At 71.6% G+C, this 14,455-nt stretch carries 12 protein-coding genes; 8 read left to right on the top strand and 4 right to left on the bottom strand.

Annotated features, from left to right (window positions below; translation table 11 throughout):
- Positions 1-45 precede the first annotated feature (45 nt).
- Both EPA64_RS04555 and EPA64_RS04560 read left to right on the top strand, forming a co-directional pair.
- On the top strand, positions 46-1,713 hold the full coding sequence (locus EPA64_RS04555) for a M16 family metallopeptidase (protein ID WP_342773346.1): 1,668 nt from the start codon (positions 46-48) through the stop codon (positions 1,711-1,713).
- A complete protein-coding gene (locus tag EPA64_RS04560; RefSeq protein ID WP_134725058.1) occupies positions 1,710-3,020 on the top strand; it encodes a M16 family metallopeptidase in 1,311 nt (436 codons plus the stop codon). The genes EPA64_RS04555 and EPA64_RS04560 overlap by 4 nt, the downstream gene beginning before the upstream one ends.
- Positions 3,021-3,077: 57 nt before the next feature.
- Here EPA64_RS04560 and EPA64_RS16230 read toward each other — a convergent pair whose 3' ends face one another.
- Positions 3,078-3,251 (bottom strand): hypothetical protein, encoded by a 174-nt coding sequence (locus EPA64_RS16230; RefSeq protein WP_167626579.1) that lies wholly within the window; start codon positions 3,249-3,251, stop codon positions 3,078-3,080.
- Positions 3,252-3,372: 121 nt separating this feature from the next.
- On the opposite strand from EPA64_RS16230, the gene mutL reads away from it, so the two are divergent.
- Together mutL and EPA64_RS04570 are read left to right on the top strand one after the other, a co-directional pair.
- Positions 3,373-5,163, top strand: a complete 1,791-nt coding sequence (gene mutL / locus EPA64_RS04565) for a DNA mismatch repair endonuclease MutL (RefSeq protein ID WP_134725059.1) — start codon at positions 3,373-3,375, stop codon at positions 5,161-5,163.
- Positions 5,164-5,212: 49 nt separating this feature from the next.
- Positions 5,213-5,560 (top strand): DUF3775 domain-containing protein, encoded by a 348-nt coding sequence (locus tag EPA64_RS04570; protein ID WP_134725060.1) that lies wholly within the window; start codon positions 5,213-5,215, stop codon positions 5,558-5,560.
- A 298-nt stretch (positions 5,561-5,858) separates the two neighbouring features.
- On the opposite strand, the gene EPA64_RS04575 is transcribed toward EPA64_RS04570, so the two are convergent.
- The 3 genes from EPA64_RS04575 to EPA64_RS04585 all read right to left on the bottom strand — a co-directional run bounded on the left by EPA64_RS04575 (position 5,859) and on the right by EPA64_RS04585 (position 9,837).
- Complete coding sequence (locus EPA64_RS04575; protein ID WP_134725061.1) at positions 5,859-7,031, bottom strand: PQQ-dependent sugar dehydrogenase; 1,173 nt, start codon at positions 7,029-7,031, stop codon at positions 5,859-5,861.
- A gap of 64 nt (positions 7,032-7,095) precedes the next feature.
- A complete protein-coding gene (locus EPA64_RS16385) occupies positions 7,096-8,058 on the bottom strand; it encodes a calcium-binding protein (RefSeq protein WP_134725062.1) in 963 nt (320 codons plus the stop codon).
- A 756-nt stretch (positions 8,059-8,814) separates the two neighbouring features.
- Positions 8,815-9,837, bottom strand: a complete 1,023-nt coding sequence (locus tag EPA64_RS04585) for an aspartate-semialdehyde dehydrogenase (RefSeq protein WP_134725063.1) — start codon at positions 9,835-9,837, stop codon at positions 8,815-8,817.
- A gap of 152 nt (positions 9,838-9,989) precedes the next feature.
- Between EPA64_RS04585 and EPA64_RS04590 the strand changes: the two genes are divergently transcribed.
- The 4 genes from EPA64_RS04590 to EPA64_RS04605 are packed head-to-tail and all read left to right on the top strand — an operon-like array spanning position 9,990 to position 14,446.
- On the top strand, positions 9,990-11,378 hold the full coding sequence (locus EPA64_RS04590; RefSeq protein ID WP_134725064.1) for a leucyl aminopeptidase family protein: 1,389 nt from the start codon (positions 9,990-9,992) through the stop codon (positions 11,376-11,378).
- A complete protein-coding gene (locus EPA64_RS04595; RefSeq protein ID WP_134725065.1) occupies positions 11,378-12,208 on the top strand; it encodes a C40 family peptidase in 831 nt (276 codons plus the stop codon). Before EPA64_RS04590 ends, EPA64_RS04595 begins: the two co-directional genes overlap by 1 nt.
- Before the next feature lie 37 nt (positions 12,209-12,245).
- A complete protein-coding gene (locus EPA64_RS04600) occupies positions 12,246-13,307 on the top strand; it encodes a saccharopine dehydrogenase (RefSeq protein WP_134725066.1) in 1,062 nt (353 codons plus the stop codon).
- Positions 13,304-14,446 (top strand): saccharopine dehydrogenase C-terminal domain-containing protein, encoded by a 1,143-nt coding sequence (locus EPA64_RS04605; RefSeq protein ID WP_134725067.1) that lies wholly within the window; start codon positions 13,304-13,306, stop codon positions 14,444-14,446. The genes EPA64_RS04600 and EPA64_RS04605 overlap by 4 nt, the downstream gene beginning before the upstream one ends.
- The last annotated feature ends 9 nt before the right edge of the window (positions 14,447-14,455 follow it).

Below are 14,455 nucleotides of genomic sequence, written 5' to 3' on the forward strand. Positions count from 1 at the left end.
CTGCGGCTCCCGCGCGCCACCTTGCGGCAACACCGGAGGTTTCCCATGCGCCGTCCCATCCTGCCCGTCGCTGCCGCGCTGATGCTGGCGACGGCGGCCGCCGCGCCCGCCCAGACGCCCGCGCAAACGCCATCCGCCATGCCGCCCGGCGTCAGCCACTTCACCCTGCCGAACGGCATGCAGGCGGTCGTGATCGAGGATCACCGCGCCCCCGTCGTCGTCCAGATGGTGTGGTATCGCATCGGGTCCGCCGACGAGGTGCCGGGCAAGACCGGCCTTGCCCATTACCTGGAACACCTGATGTTCAAGGGCACCGACAGGCTGGCGGCGGGCGAGCTGTCGAAGACGGTCACGGCCAACGGCGGCATGGACAACGCCTTCACCAGCTATGACTTCACCGCCTATTTCCAGCGCATCGCGTCCGACCGGCTGGACCTTGTGATGGGGATGGAGGCCGACCGCATGGAAAACCTGCGCATCGGCGAGGATGACTGGCAGGCCGAACGCCAGGTCGTGCTGGAGGAACGCGCCCAGCGGACCGACAGCGACCCCCGCGCCCTGTTCGGAGAGGAGCGCAGCGCCGTCCAGTTCTATAACCACCCCTATGGCCGCCCCGTCATCGGCTGGCGGCAAGAGATGGAGGGGCTGACCCGCGACGACGCGCTGGCCTGGTATGACGCCCATTATGCGCCGAACGCCGCCGTGCTGGTCGTGGCCGGCGACGTGACCGCCGATCAGGTGCGGGCGCTGGCCGAAAAGCATTACGGCCCGATCGCGCCCAAGCCGGGCGCGGACCGCAAGGCCCGCCCGCAGGAACCCCTGCAACGGGCCGAGCGCCGGATCGAGATGGCCGATCCCCGCGTCGCGCAGCCGATCCTGTCGCGCAGCGTGATCGCGCCCGAACGCAACCCCGGCGATCAAAGGACCGCCGCCGCGCTGACCGTGCTGGCCGAACTGCTGGCGGGGTCGCCGCAGACCTCGGCGCTGGGGCAGGCGTTGGTGCTGCCGGGCAAGGCGCTGTATGTCGGCGCGGGCTATGACGGGCTGGCGGTCGATCCGACCGAGTTCTCGGTGTCGATGGTGCCCGCGCCCGGCGTGGCGCAGGCCGACGCCGAGGCGGCGCTGGACGCCGCGATCAACGCTTTCCTGCGGGACGGACCCGACCCCGACCAGCTTGACCGGGTGCGGACGCAACTGCGCGCGGCGCGCATCTATGAACGCGATTCGGCGCATGGGCGCGCCTATGACTATGGGCAGGGGCTGGCGATCGGGCTGTCGGTGCGGGACGTGAACGATTGGCCCGACCTGCTGGCGGCGGTCACGGCCGACGACGTGCGCGCCGCCGCCGCGCTGGTGCTGGGCGACCGGCCCGGCGTGACCTCGTGGCTGCTGCCCGATCCGGCGACGGCGGAGGTCGCGGGCGGTGCGGGCGCGGCGGACGGCGCCACCGCTGCCGCCGCCGCTGTCCCCACGCTGCCGGTGGTGGCCCAGCCCGCGCCAGTGCCGGGCAGCGGCGACGCGCCAACCGCAGCGGACGTCGATACCGCCCCCGCCCCGCCCGACGCCGACGCCGCACCTGCGCCGGTGCCCGCCGCCGACACCCCGCACCCCGCCGCACCCCCGGCGGCCCCGCCGCCGCCCCCCGACGGGGGCAGCGCGCCCGCTGCCGCCGCCCCGGCCGACGCCGACACAACCGGAAAGGCCAAGCCGTGATCCGCACCCTGCTTTCCGCCCTGGCGCTGACCCTGCTGGCTGTGCTGCCCGCGCGGGCCATCGACATCCAGGAAACCACCTCGCCCGGCGGGATAGCCGCCTGGCTGGTCGAGGATCACTCGATCCCCTTTGTCGCGCTGGACATCGCGTTCCGCGGCGGCGCCTCGGTCGACGATCCGGGCAGGCGGGGGGCCGTCAACCTGATGACCGCCCTGCTTGAGGAAGGGGCGGGCGAGCGTGACGCCACCGCCTTCGCGCAGGCGCTGGAGGCGACCGGCGCGCGGCTGTCCTTCGACGCGGGCGACGACGCGGTCACGGTGGGCGCGCGGCTGCTGACCGAAAACCGCGATGCCGCCGCCGCGCTGATCCGCGACGCGCTGACCGCGCCGCGGTTCGACGCCGACGCGCTGGAACGGGTGCGCGCGCAGGTGCAGGCGGTGATCCGGTCGGGCGACACCGACCCCCAGACGCTGGCCGCGCGCGAGATGGCGCGGCAGGCGTGGGGCGACCACCCCTATGCCACCTCGGTCAACGGGACGGCGGGCAGCGTGGCGGCGTTGACCCGCGACGACCTCTTGGACGCCAAGGACCGGGTGCTGGCGCGCGACCGCGTGATCGTGTCGGCGGCGGGCGACATCACCGCGGCCGAACTGGGCGACCTGCTGGACGCGATCCTGGGCGGCCTGCCGGCGCAGGCGACCGCGCCCTTGCCGCCGCCCGCCGCGCTGCAGCTGACCGGCGGCACCACGGTCATCGACTGGGACAGCCCGCAGACCGTCGTGGGCTTTGCCCAGGCGGGGCTGCCGATGGACGACCCGGATTATTTCGCCGCCTTCGTGCTGGACCACATCCTTGGCGGCGGCGGCTTTTCGTCCCGCCTGATGGAGGAGATCCGCGAAAAGCGCGGCCTGACCTATGGCGTCGGCACCGGCCTTGCCAACCAGGTGCTGGGCCAGACGTGGCAGGGCGGCATGGCCACCGCCAACGACAAGACCGCGCAGGCGGTGGCGCTGGTGCGGCAGGTCTGGGACGGGATGCGGGACGGGGTGACGGAACGGGAACTGGCCGACGCCAAGACCTATCTGACCGGCGAATACCCGCTGCGGTTCGACGGAAACGGCAAGATCGCGGGCATCCTGACGGGCATGCAGCTGATGGGGATGCCGCGCGATTACGTCAACACGCGCAACCCCCGGATCGCGGCGGTGACGGCAGAGGACGTGCAGCGCGTGGCCGAACGGCTGCTGGATTCGGGCGACCTGCGGTTCGTGCTGGTTGGACGGCCCGAGCGCGTCACTGGCGACTGAACGCGAAAACCGCCGCGCCCTTTAGGAAGGGGCGCGGCGGTCTTGTGCTTGCGGGACTTACTTGACCTGAACGGCCCCACTTGCACCCAGCGTGCCGCCTGCGATCGCGCCTACCGGCCCGGCGGCCAAGGCACCTGCCGTGCCGCCGGTCAGCGCGCGTTCGCCCGCGTTGTCGCCGCAGCCCGCGACGGTCAGCATGCCGACCGCCGCAATGATTGCCATCGTCTTCATGGTCCGTCCTCGTGCGTTGTTTCTTCAGGATTCAACGGACTATGGACCGCCCGGTTCCCGCAAATGCCGCCGGTGGCGCGAATCGCGTGACCGCTGCGCCAGTTATGCTAGATATGGTGGCATGACCCGACACGATCCCAACATCCGGCCGGTGATCCGCCAACTGGACGAGGCTGCCGCGAACCGCATCGCGGCGGGCGAGGTGGTGGAACGCCCCGCCTCGGCCGTCAAGGAACTGGTCGAGAACGCGCTGGACGCGGGCGCCACCCGCATCGACGTGGCGATCGCGGGCGGCGGCAAGCGGCTGATCCGCGTCACCGACGACGGCTGCGGCATGACGGCGGCCGACCTGCCGCTGGCGCTGGCCCGCCACGCGACCTCCAAGATCGACGGGTCCGACCTGCTGAACATCCGCAGCTTCGGTTTTCGCGGCGAGGCGCTGCCCAGCCTGGGCGCAGTGGCGCGGCTGACGCTGACCAGCCGCGCCGCCGGGTCCGAGGCCGCGCAGATCGCCGTCAGCGCCGGGCGCATCGCCCCGGTCCGTCCCGCGGCGGGCAACCGCGGCACGGTGGTCGAACTGCGCGACCTGTTCCACGCGACGCCCGCGCGGCTGAAGTTCCTGCGGTCGGACCGGGCCGAGACGATGGCCATCGCCGAAATCGTGCGCCGGCTGGCGATGGCCGAACCCGCCACCGCCTTCACCCTGACGGACGAGGACGAGGGGCGCGTCCTTTTCCGCGCCGACGCCGAGCAGGGCGAGCTGTTCGACGCGCTGGCCGCCCGCGTCGCCCGCGTCATGGGGCGCGAGTTCCTGGACAATGCCGTGCCCATCGACGCCACCCGCGACGGGCTGCGGCTGACCGGGCTGGCGGCCCTGCCCACCTATTCGCGCGGCGCGGCGGTGGCGCAGCATCTGTTCGTCAACGCCCGGCCGGTGCGCGACCGGCTGCTGACCGGGGCGCTCAGGGCGGGGTATTTCGACACGCTGCCCGCCGGACGGCATCCGGCGGCGGTGCTGTATCTGGCCTGCGACCCGCAGCAGGTGGACGTCAACGTCCACCCCGCCAAGGCCGAGGTGCGGTTCCGCGAACCCGACGCCGCGCGCGGGCTGGTGGTGACGGCGCTGCGCCATGCGCTGGCCGGGGCGGGGCACCGCGCCTCGTCCACCGGGGGGGCGGCGACGCTGGCGGAGTTTCGGCCGGAAACCCCGCGCCCGTCGCCCGCCGCCGTGGCGCTGTCGTGGGCCGCGCAGGCGCCGCTGGAGGCCCCGCTTGCGCCCGGCTTTGCCGAGGCCGCGGCGCGGGTCGAACCCGCGCCCGACGCCGCCGACGCCCCGTCCGACGCCCCGCTGGGCGCGGCCCGCGCGCAGCTGCACGAAAACTGGATCGTCGCCCAGACCCGCGACGGCATCGTCATCGTGGACCAGCACGCCGCCCACGAACGGCTGGTCTACGAACGGCTGAAGGCGCAATCCGCCGGCCGCATCCCCTCGCAGGCGCTGCTGATCCCGGAAATCGTCGATCTGGGCGACGCGGCCGCCCCGGTGCTGGCGGCGGCCGCCGACCTGGACCGGCTGGGGCTGGTGGTGGAACCCTTCGGCCCCGGCTGCGTCGCCGTGCGCGAAATGCCCGCCGCGCTGGGGCGCATCGGCGCCGCCGCGCTGATCCGCGACATCGCCGACGACCTCGCCGACCTTGGCGCGTCGGACCGGCTGCAATCGCGCCTCGATGCGGTGCTGTCGTCGATGGCCTGCCACGGCTCGGTCCGGTCGGGCCGCCGCCTGACCGCCGACGAGATGAACGCGCTGTTGCGCGAGATGGAGCGGACGCCCCGGTCCGGCCAGTGCAACCACGGCCGCCCCACCTGGGTCGAGCTGAAGCTGGCCGATATCGAACGCCTGTTCGGGCGCTGATTGACGCCCGCGCCCCTTGGGGCGACAAGCGGGGAAAAGGGGACCGACAATGCTGGAGATCAGCGCCGACAAGATCGCCTTCGTCATCATCCGCGCCCGCGATTACGATCAGGGCCCGGACGGGCGCGGGGGGCGCAACGCGTTCGAGCTGCGCGACTTTATCGCCGACCTGAACGACGACGAGCAGGCGGCGCTGACCGCCGTCATGTGGATCGGCCGCGGCACGTTCGAGGCCGAGGAGCTGGCCGAGGCGATGGCCACGGCGCGCGCCGAAAAGACCACGCCGACCGAGGATTACCTGATGGGCGAGCCGCGCCTGGCCGACCATCTGGAGGCCGGGATGGCCGCGCTGGGACTGGATGCGGCGGATGCCGAGGACGACCTGCTGAAGTTCTGAGCGCGGCCGCGCGGGTGGCGGGGCAGGCCAGCCGCCGCCACAGGCGCGGCGGCGGACCCGCAGCCGCCCGCTGCGCCGGACGGGATGCCGGCGGACCCGCAGCCGCCGGTTTCGAACGCCGAAACGACCTGCTGAAGTTCTGAGCGGGGCCGCGCGGGTGGCGGGGCAGGCCAGTCGCCGCCGCCCGCTGCGCTGGACGGGATGCCGGCGAACCGCAGCCGCCGGATGCGGCAAGCGCCAGCCCGCATGGTCCATCGCGGCGGGCGGCGTCACGAACCGCCGCCCGCCCCGCAGGGCATCACTCGCGCGTGACGCGGATCAGCGCGCCGTTCTCGGCGTCGGTCAGCAGCATGACCGAGCCGTCGCGCGCGACCTCGACGTCGCGCACCCTGCCGATGCCCTGCAGGTGGCGCGCCTCGCCGGTCACGCGGTCGCCGTCCAGCGTCAGCCGCACCAGCGCCTGACCGACCAGCCCGCCGATCAGGGCGTTGCCCTGCCATTCCGGGAACATCCCGCCGTCATAGAACGCCAGCCCGCTGGCCGCGATCACCGGATCCCAGTAATAGACCGGCTGTTCCAGCCCGTCCTGCGCGGTGATCCCCTCGCCGATCGGCGCGCCGCTGTAGTCGAGGCCATAGGTGATGATCGGCCAGCCATAGTTCTTGCCGGCCTCGGGGCGGTTCAACTCGTCCCCGCCCTTGGGGCCGTGTTCGACGGTCCACAGCCGGCCCTGGCCGTCCAGCGCCGCCGACTGCACGTTGCGGAAGCCCTTGGCGTATGTCTCGGGCAGCCAGCCGTCGACGCCCGCGCCCGCCGCGCCGCCCATCGGGTCGATGCGGACCAGCTTGCCGATGTGGTTGCCGTCGTCCTGCGCGGTGGCGCGGGGTTCGGGGTCCGACCGCTCGCCCAGCGTCACGAACAGCCCGCCCTGTCCGTCCAGCACCAGGCGAGAGCCGAAGTGCTTGTCGCTGTCCCAGGCGGGGGTCTGGCGAAAGATCTCGGCCACGTCCTCAAGCGTGGTGCCGTCTGCCGACAGCGTGCCGGTGGCGACGCCGGTCGCGTTCTTGCCGTCGCCCTCGGGCGCGGCATAGCTGATCCAGACGCGGCGGTCGGCGAAGTCGGGCGCGATCATCACGTCCAGCAACCCGCCCTGACCGCGCGCATCGACCGGGGGCAGGCCCCCGATCTCGGGGCCGACCGTGCCGTCGGCGGCGACTATCCGCAGCCGGCCGGGGCGTTCCGTCACCAGCCAGCCGCCGTCCGGCAGTTCGGCCATCGCCCACGGATGCACCAGCCCGTCGGCCACGGTCGTCGTGGCCAGCTTGATGTCGTCGGGCAACACCGGCGCGCGGGTCTGGCCGTCGAACGCGGGCTGCTGGTCGGGCGCGTTGGGGGGCGTGGCATTGAAATCGGCGGCGGCGGGCCCAGCCAGCGCCGCCGCCAGAACTGTCGTCAGGGCGAAACGGGTCATCGCGCATCTCCTTGGTTGCCTTGGGGTGACAACCGCGGCGTGACCCGTCCGTTCCCTGCGCGGCCTACAGGATGAACTCGTCGGCGGTATAGGCATAGGCGCTGATCGCGCCGTCCTGGATGACCAGCCGGAAATCGGCCACGCCGTCGTTGTTGACGTGCCCCGACAGGATCGTGCTGCCGTTGCTTTCGCTGAGAACGACGGTCCCCGCGGCCCCGCTGGCCGAAAAGCCAAAGGTCTGGTTGCCGGCAAGGTTCACGTTCGCGTCGATCCCCGACAGGTCGATCACGTCGCCGCCGGTCTGGCCGATCCCCTCGAACGCGATGGCGCCGTCGCCGGCCTCGATCGTGTCCACGCCCGCGGCGGCGCTGCTGTCCCAGATGAAGTTGAAGACGAAGCGGTCGGGGTTCGCCCCGCCGATCAGCCGGTCGGCCCCCGCGCCGCCCAGCAGCACGTCCCAGCCCGCCTGGCCGCGCAGCACGTCGGCCCCCGCGCCGCCGTCCAGCCGGTCGGCGTTGGCCCCGCCCAGCAGCTGGTCGTTACCTTCGGCGCCGACCAGGATGTCGTTGCCCCCCTGGCCATACAGCGTATCGTTGCCGGCCATGCCGTGGATGCCGTCGTTCGCCGCGGTGCCGACCACCTGGTCGTTTCCGTTCGTGGCATAGCCCAGCGAGACGGTCAGCGTATAGCTGCCGGTGGCGTTGTTGCCGGTCTCGCCCACGCCCAGCGTCCATGTGCCGGTGCCGCCCGCGCCGATCGAGAAGGTGATCTGGCCATCGCGGTTGGTGCCGGGCGTGGCGTCGTTGGGCGGGTTGATGTCGTCGTTGTAAAGCACCCGCGTCCCGGCGCTGTTGAACAGCGAGATGTTCGGGTCGCCCAGCGTGCCCGACCCCGACGACGCGCCCTTGGCCGCGACCGAATAGGTCAGCCCGGCGATGAAGGTCGTGTTGTAGGTGTCATAGTCGCCCCACGAGGAAATCGTGCCCGCGCGCGAGGTGCCTGCGGTGATGAGGCCGGAATAAGCCATGAACGTGTCTCCCAGGATACGGTGTCTTGCCGCAATTTAGGCCCGCCGCCGATCACTGTCGCATCACCTTGCGCTGTGCGGCGCGTGAGCGGCGGGCGGGGCATTTGCCTGGTCGAACGTGCGGTCCGATGCGCCGTTCCCTCACGAATGATTGTGGGCAGGGGGATCGGCAGGGGACTGCCGAGTGGACGTCCTTCCGGGCTGCGGGGCGGGTTGGCTGATGGCTGAGACGGATACAGGCGCAAACAGGGCGTGGACACGTGCAGGTGCGGCCCGCCCGAGGCGCACTGGCTGGGATCACCGGACCGTTGGCGGTCCGGGCGGGGTTGGAGAGTCTGGGGTTTGAAGCGGTCCGCTTGCGCGGGACTTCGCGCGCGGGTCTATGGGGAACGTGCGCGGCGGGTCTTGGCCCGATGCGGGCGAGTCGCAGACGCTCGGCGTTCGGAACTGCGATGGTCCACTGGAATGGTTGCGGGCGCTGCCAGCCCTCCGCTTGCGCTCCGGGCGTTCAGGGCTGCAAACGGTCCACTGGACCGTTTGCGGGCGCCTGCCAGCCCTCCGCTTGCGCTCCGGGCGTTCAGGGCTGCAAACGGTCCACTGGACCGTTTGCGGCCGCCCTTCACCCCTCCGCTGACGCTCCGGGCGTTCGCCGGGGAAAAGGTCCACTGGACCTTTTCCTGATCCGGCCCGGCCCTTCGCTTACGCTCCGGGCGTTCGGAACTGCAAACGGTCCACTGGACCGTTTGCGGGCGTTCCTCACCCCTTCTTCAGCACGCGGCTGCCCAGCAGTTCGGCGATCTGCACCGCGTTCAGCGCCGCGCCCTTGCGCAGGTTGTCGCTGACGCACCACAGGTTCAGGCCGTTCTCGATCGTGGTGTCCTGGCGGATGCGGGACACGAAGGTGGCGAAATCGCCCACGCAGTCGATGGGCGTGACATAGCCGCCGGGTTCGCGCTTGTCGATCACCAGCACGCCGGGCGCCTCGCGCAGGATGTCGCGGGCCTCGTCCTCGTCCAGGAAATCCTCGAACTCGATGTTGATCGATTCCGAATGGCCGACAAAGACCGGGACGCGGACGCAGGTCGCGGTGACCTTGACCTTGGCGTCCATGATCTTCTTGGTCTCGGCGACCATCTTCCATTCTTCCTTGGTGTCGCCGGAATCCATGAACACGTCGATCTGCGGGATCACGTTGAAGGCGATCTGCTTCTGGAACTTGCTCGGCGGCACGTCCTTGGTCGGGTTATAGATCGCCTTGGTCTGTTCCCACAGCTCGTCCATGCCCTCTTTCCCGGCGCCCGACACCGACTGATAGGTGCTGACGACGACCCGCTTGATCCGCGCCCGGTCGTGCAGCGGCTTCAGCGCGACGACCATCTGCGCGGTCGAGCAGTTGGGATTGGCGATGATGTTCTTCTTGCCATAGCCGGTGATCGCGTCGGCATTCACCTCGGGGACGATCAGCGGCACGTCGGGGTCGTAGCGATACAGCGACGAGTTGTCGATCACCACGCAGCCCGCCTTGGCGGCGATGGGGGCGTACTGCTTTGTCGCGTCCGACCCGATGGCGAACAGCGCCATGTCCCAGCCGGTGAAGTCGAACCCCTCGATATCCTTGGTCTTCAGGGTCTTGTCGCCAAAGCTGACCTCGGTCCCCAGCGAGCGGCGCGACGCCAGCACGGCGATCTCGTCCACCGGGAACTGGCGTTCGGCCAGGATGTTCAGCATTTCGCGGCCCACGTTCCCCGTGGCGCCCGCAACGACGACCTTGTAACCCATCAGGGGATCCTTTCACGATCAAGACGGCGGGCCATAGCCGGAAATCCGCCCAAAGTGAAGTATGAGTATTTGGGCCAAGAAGAAGCCGCGCGGGGTTTCTTCTTGGCCCAAATACTCACAAAACGGTGCCGCACGACCGACAGGAGCCGTCCATGACCGACCCCGCATTCGCCCCGGATGACGCCGGCAGCAGGCCGCTGTGGCTGGTCGAGCAGGGCGGCGACGGGCCGGTGTGGCCCGCGGGCGTCGATCCGGCGTTTCCGCGCGCGGCGGGTTTTCTCGGCAAGGCGGGGCAGGTCTGCCTGCTGCCGGGCGGGGATGGCGTTTCGGGCGCGCTGTTCGGGCTGGGCCGGCCGCGCACGCCCGCCGACCGTCCGGCCCGCGAACGCTTCACCCTGGCCCGCGCCGCCGAGGCGCTGCCCGAGGGGGCCTGGCACCTGGCCGGCGCGCCCGAGGGGTATGACGCCGCGCATGGGGCGCTGGCGTGGCTGTTCGCGCAGTATCGCTTTGACCGCTATAAAACGGCCGACGCGCCGCGCGCGCGGCTGGTCTGCCCCGATGGCGTGGACGCCGCTGCGGTGCTGGCGATGGCGGCGGGCGAATATCTGGCGCGCGACCTGATCAACACGCCCGCGTCGGACATGGGTCCGGCGGAGCTGGAGCAGGCGGCCCGCGATCTGGCGGCGCGCCACGGAGCCGGGGTCACGGTCGTCGCTGGCGATGAACTCGCCCGCGATTTCCCCATGATCCACGCCGTGGGCCGCGCCGCCGGGCCGGGGCGTGGGCCCCGGCTGATCGACCTGCGCTTTCCGGGCGACGGCCCGGCGGTCACGCTGGTCGGCAAGGGCGTCTGCTTTGACACCGGGGGGCTGGACATCAAGCCCGCATCCTCGATGGGGCTGATGAAAAAGGACATGGGGGGGGCCGCCAACGTGCTGGGCCTGGCCGAGACGCTGGCGCGGATGGGCCGCGCGGGCGGGCTGCGGGTGCTGATTCCAGCGGTCGAGAACGCCATCGCCGGCGACGCCTTCCGTCCCGGCGACGTGCTGACCAGCCGCAAGGGCCTGACGGTCGAGGTCAACAACACCGACGCCGAGGGGCGGCTGGTGCTGGCCGACGCGCTGGCACTGGCTGCCGAGGAGGCGCCTGCCCTGCTGGTCAGCATGGCGACCCTGACCGGGGCGGCCCGCGTCGCGCTGGGCCCCGATCTGCCGCCGTTCTTCTGCGACGACGACGCCGTGGCCGACGCGCTGTATCAGGCGGGCCGCGACCACGCCGACCCGATCTGGCGGATGCCGTTCTGGGAACCCTACGAGGCGATGATCGAGCCCGCCATCGCCGATCTCGACAACGCCCCCGGCGGCGGCTTTGCCGGGGCGATCACGGCGGCGCTGTTCCTGCGCCGGTTCACCGATGGGGCGCAGGTCTATGCGCATTTCGACATCTATGGCTGGCAGCCCACGGCTGCGCCGGGGCGGCCCAAGGGCGGCGCGGGGCAGGGGATGCGCGCCATCCTGCACGCCCTGCCCCGAATCGCCTGATGGACCGCCGCCTGACCCCCGCGACGGACCGCGTGGCGCTGCGCGGATCGGGGATCGACCGCGAGGCGGTCGCTGACGGCCGCCCGATGCGGGTCATCGGCGGGCTGGCCGACCTGAACCGCGCGCCGGACGGGCCGCGCGACCGCCAGTTGCTGCACGGCGCCGACGTCACGCTGATCGAGGAGCGCGACGGCTGGGCCTTTGTGCAGGCGGCGGCGGACGGCTATTGCGGCTGGGTCGCGCGCAGGCATCTGAGCGGTAAGCGTCCCGCCATCACTCACCGCGTCACCGCGCCCGCGACGCATGTCTATGCCGCGCCGGATTTCAAGCAGGCGGAGCGTGGCGGGCTGTCCCTTGGCGCGCGGCTGTCCGTCACCGGCTTCGACGGCCGCTTTGCCCGGTTGGCGGACGGGTTCTTCGTGCCGGTCCAGCACATCGGCGACACGCCCGCCGACGATCCCGCCACGGTCGCGCTGACCCTGCTGGGCACGCCCTATCTGTGGGGCGGCAACTCGCGCGCGGGCATCGACTGTTCCGGGCTGGCGCAGGCCGCGCTGCATGGCGCGGGCATCGCCTGCCCCGGCGACAGCGACATGCAACGCGGGGCGTTCCCCGAGACGGCGCAGATACGCCGCGGCGACCTGCTGTTCTGGCCCGGCCATGTGGCCATCGCGCTGGACGCCGCCACCATGATCCACGCCACCGCCTTCACCATGTCGGTCATCACGGAAGGCATCGCCACCGCCATCGCCCGCATCGACGCGGCGGGCGACGGCCCGTTCCTTGGCGCGCGGCGGCCCCGGCTGGACGACCGCGTCGCCTTTCCGTAAGCCTGCGGTTCACGACGCGGGACAAGGGGGCCAAGCCATGACGCATCTGTGGGTTCGGGCCGAAAGCCGCCCGAACGAGGATCGGGTGGGGATCACCCCCGCCGGCGTGCGCGATCTGGTCGCCGCCGGTTTCCGCGTCACGGTCGAGGACAGCCGCACCCGCGTCATCCCCGCCGCCGAATACGCCGCCGCCGGGGCGACCATCGCGGCTGAGGGATCGTGGCGCGCGGCGCCCGCCGACGCCATCGTCTTCGGCCTCAAGGAGCTGCCCGAGGACGAGAGCCCCCTGACCCACCGTCACATCATGTTCGGCCACGCCTTCAAGGGCCAGCCCGCCGGACAGGTGCTCTTGCGTCGGTTCCGCGCGGGCGGGGGTCGGCTTTATGATCTGGAATATCTGCTGGACGAGGACGGCCGCAGGCTGGCGGCCTTTGGCTATTGGGCCGGGTTCGCGGGCGCGGCGGTTGCGCTGAAATGCTGGGCGGCGCAGGCCCGCGGCGGCATCTGCGGCCCGGTCGCGCCCTATCCCGGCCGCGCCGCGCTGACCGACGAGCTGCGCGCCGAACTGGACGCAACCGGCCAGCCGCGCCCCCGCGCCATCGTGATCGGCGCGCTGGGGCGCGTCGGCACCGGGGCCAGCGACCTGTGCGCCGAGATGGGCGTGCGGGTCACGAAATGGGACATGGCCGAGACCGCGCATGGCGGGCCGTTCCCGGAAATCCTGCTGCACGAGATCTTCCTCAACTGCATCCTGGCGATGCCCGGAACGCCGGTGTTCGTCCCGGCGGATGCCGTGAACCCCGGCCGGGCACTGCGGGTGATCGGCGACATCGCCTGCGACCCGACCAGCGAGTTTTCCCCGATCAAGGTCTATGACCGCACCACCGACTGGGCGGTCCCGGCGCTGCGCGTGGCGCAGACGCCGCCGCTGGACGTCACCGCCATCGACAACCTGCCCTCGATGCTGCCGCGCGAAAGCAGCGAGGATTACGCCCGCCAGCTGCTGCCGGTGCTGCGCGGGCTCAGCGCCATCGACGCCGGGCCGTGGGGCCGGGCCGCCGCCATCTTTGACACGCATCTGAAAGGGCTTTCGGCATGACCATCCATTGGGTCGGAACGGGCCTCTCGTCGGTTCCCGGACTGCGCCGCCTGCTGCGGGGCGCGGTGCCGGTGACGGTCTGGAACCGCACCGTGGGCAAGGCGCGGGACGCGGTGGGCGACGTGGCGGACGACATCCGCGAATACAGCCTGCCGGCGCTGGCCGGGGCGGTCGGGCCGGGCGACGTGGTGGTGTCGATGCTGCCCGCCGACCAGCACGTGGCGCTGGCCCGCGCCTGCCTGGACCGGCGCGCGCATTTCGTCAGCTCCAGCTATATCTCGCCCGAGATGGCGGCGCTGGAACAGGCGGCGGTGGATGCGGGCGTGGCGCTGGTGAACGAGGTCGGGCTGGATCCCGGCATCGACCACCTGATGGCGCATGATCTGGTCAACGACTATCGCCACGTCGCGCAGCCGGGCGACGCGGTGCGGTTCACCAGCTATTGCGGGGGCATCCCCAAGCACCCGAACCCGTTCCGCTACAAGTTCTCGTGGTCGCCGCTGGGGGTGCTGCGGGCGCTGCGCTCGCCGTCGCGGTCGATCCGGGACGGGGCGGAACGCATGGTGGACCGGCCGTGGCACGCCATCGACCCCTATGACGCGCCGCTGCCCGTGCCCGAACGGTTCGAGGTCTATCCCAACCGCGATTCGACGGTGTTCGTCGATCACTATGGTTTTGACCGCGACTGGGACATCCGTGACTTCGTGCGCGGCACCATCCGGCTGAAGGGGTGGGCCGAGGCGTGGGCGCCGGTCTTTGCCGAGGTCGAGACGCTGGACGGCCCGGAAGGCGAGGCCCGGCTGCGGCAGATGGCCGAGCGGTTCTGGACCGACCACGCCTATGCGCCGGGCGAGCCGGACCGCGTCGTGCTGTTCGTGGCGCTGCACGCCAGCCGCGACGGCGCGGCGGTGTTCGGCAAGGAATGGGTGCTGGATTCGCAGGGCAACCAGGACGGCACGGCGATGGCGCAGCTGGTGTCGATCCCCGTGGCGATGGCGGTCGAATCGGCGCTGCAAGGGCGGTTTGCGCCCGGCGTCCATGCCGCGCCGCGCGACCCGCTGCTGGTCGGGCAGTGGCTGGCCGAGGTTGGGCAGATCGCCGACCACATGGCCAAGGTGAACCACCTGCGGGCGCGCTGACGCCGCCCG

Origin of the sequence: Paracoccus luteus (assembly GCF_004522155.1) — a bacterium.
GTDB lineage: Bacteria > Pseudomonadota > Alphaproteobacteria > Rhodobacterales > Rhodobacteraceae > Paracoccus > Paracoccus luteus.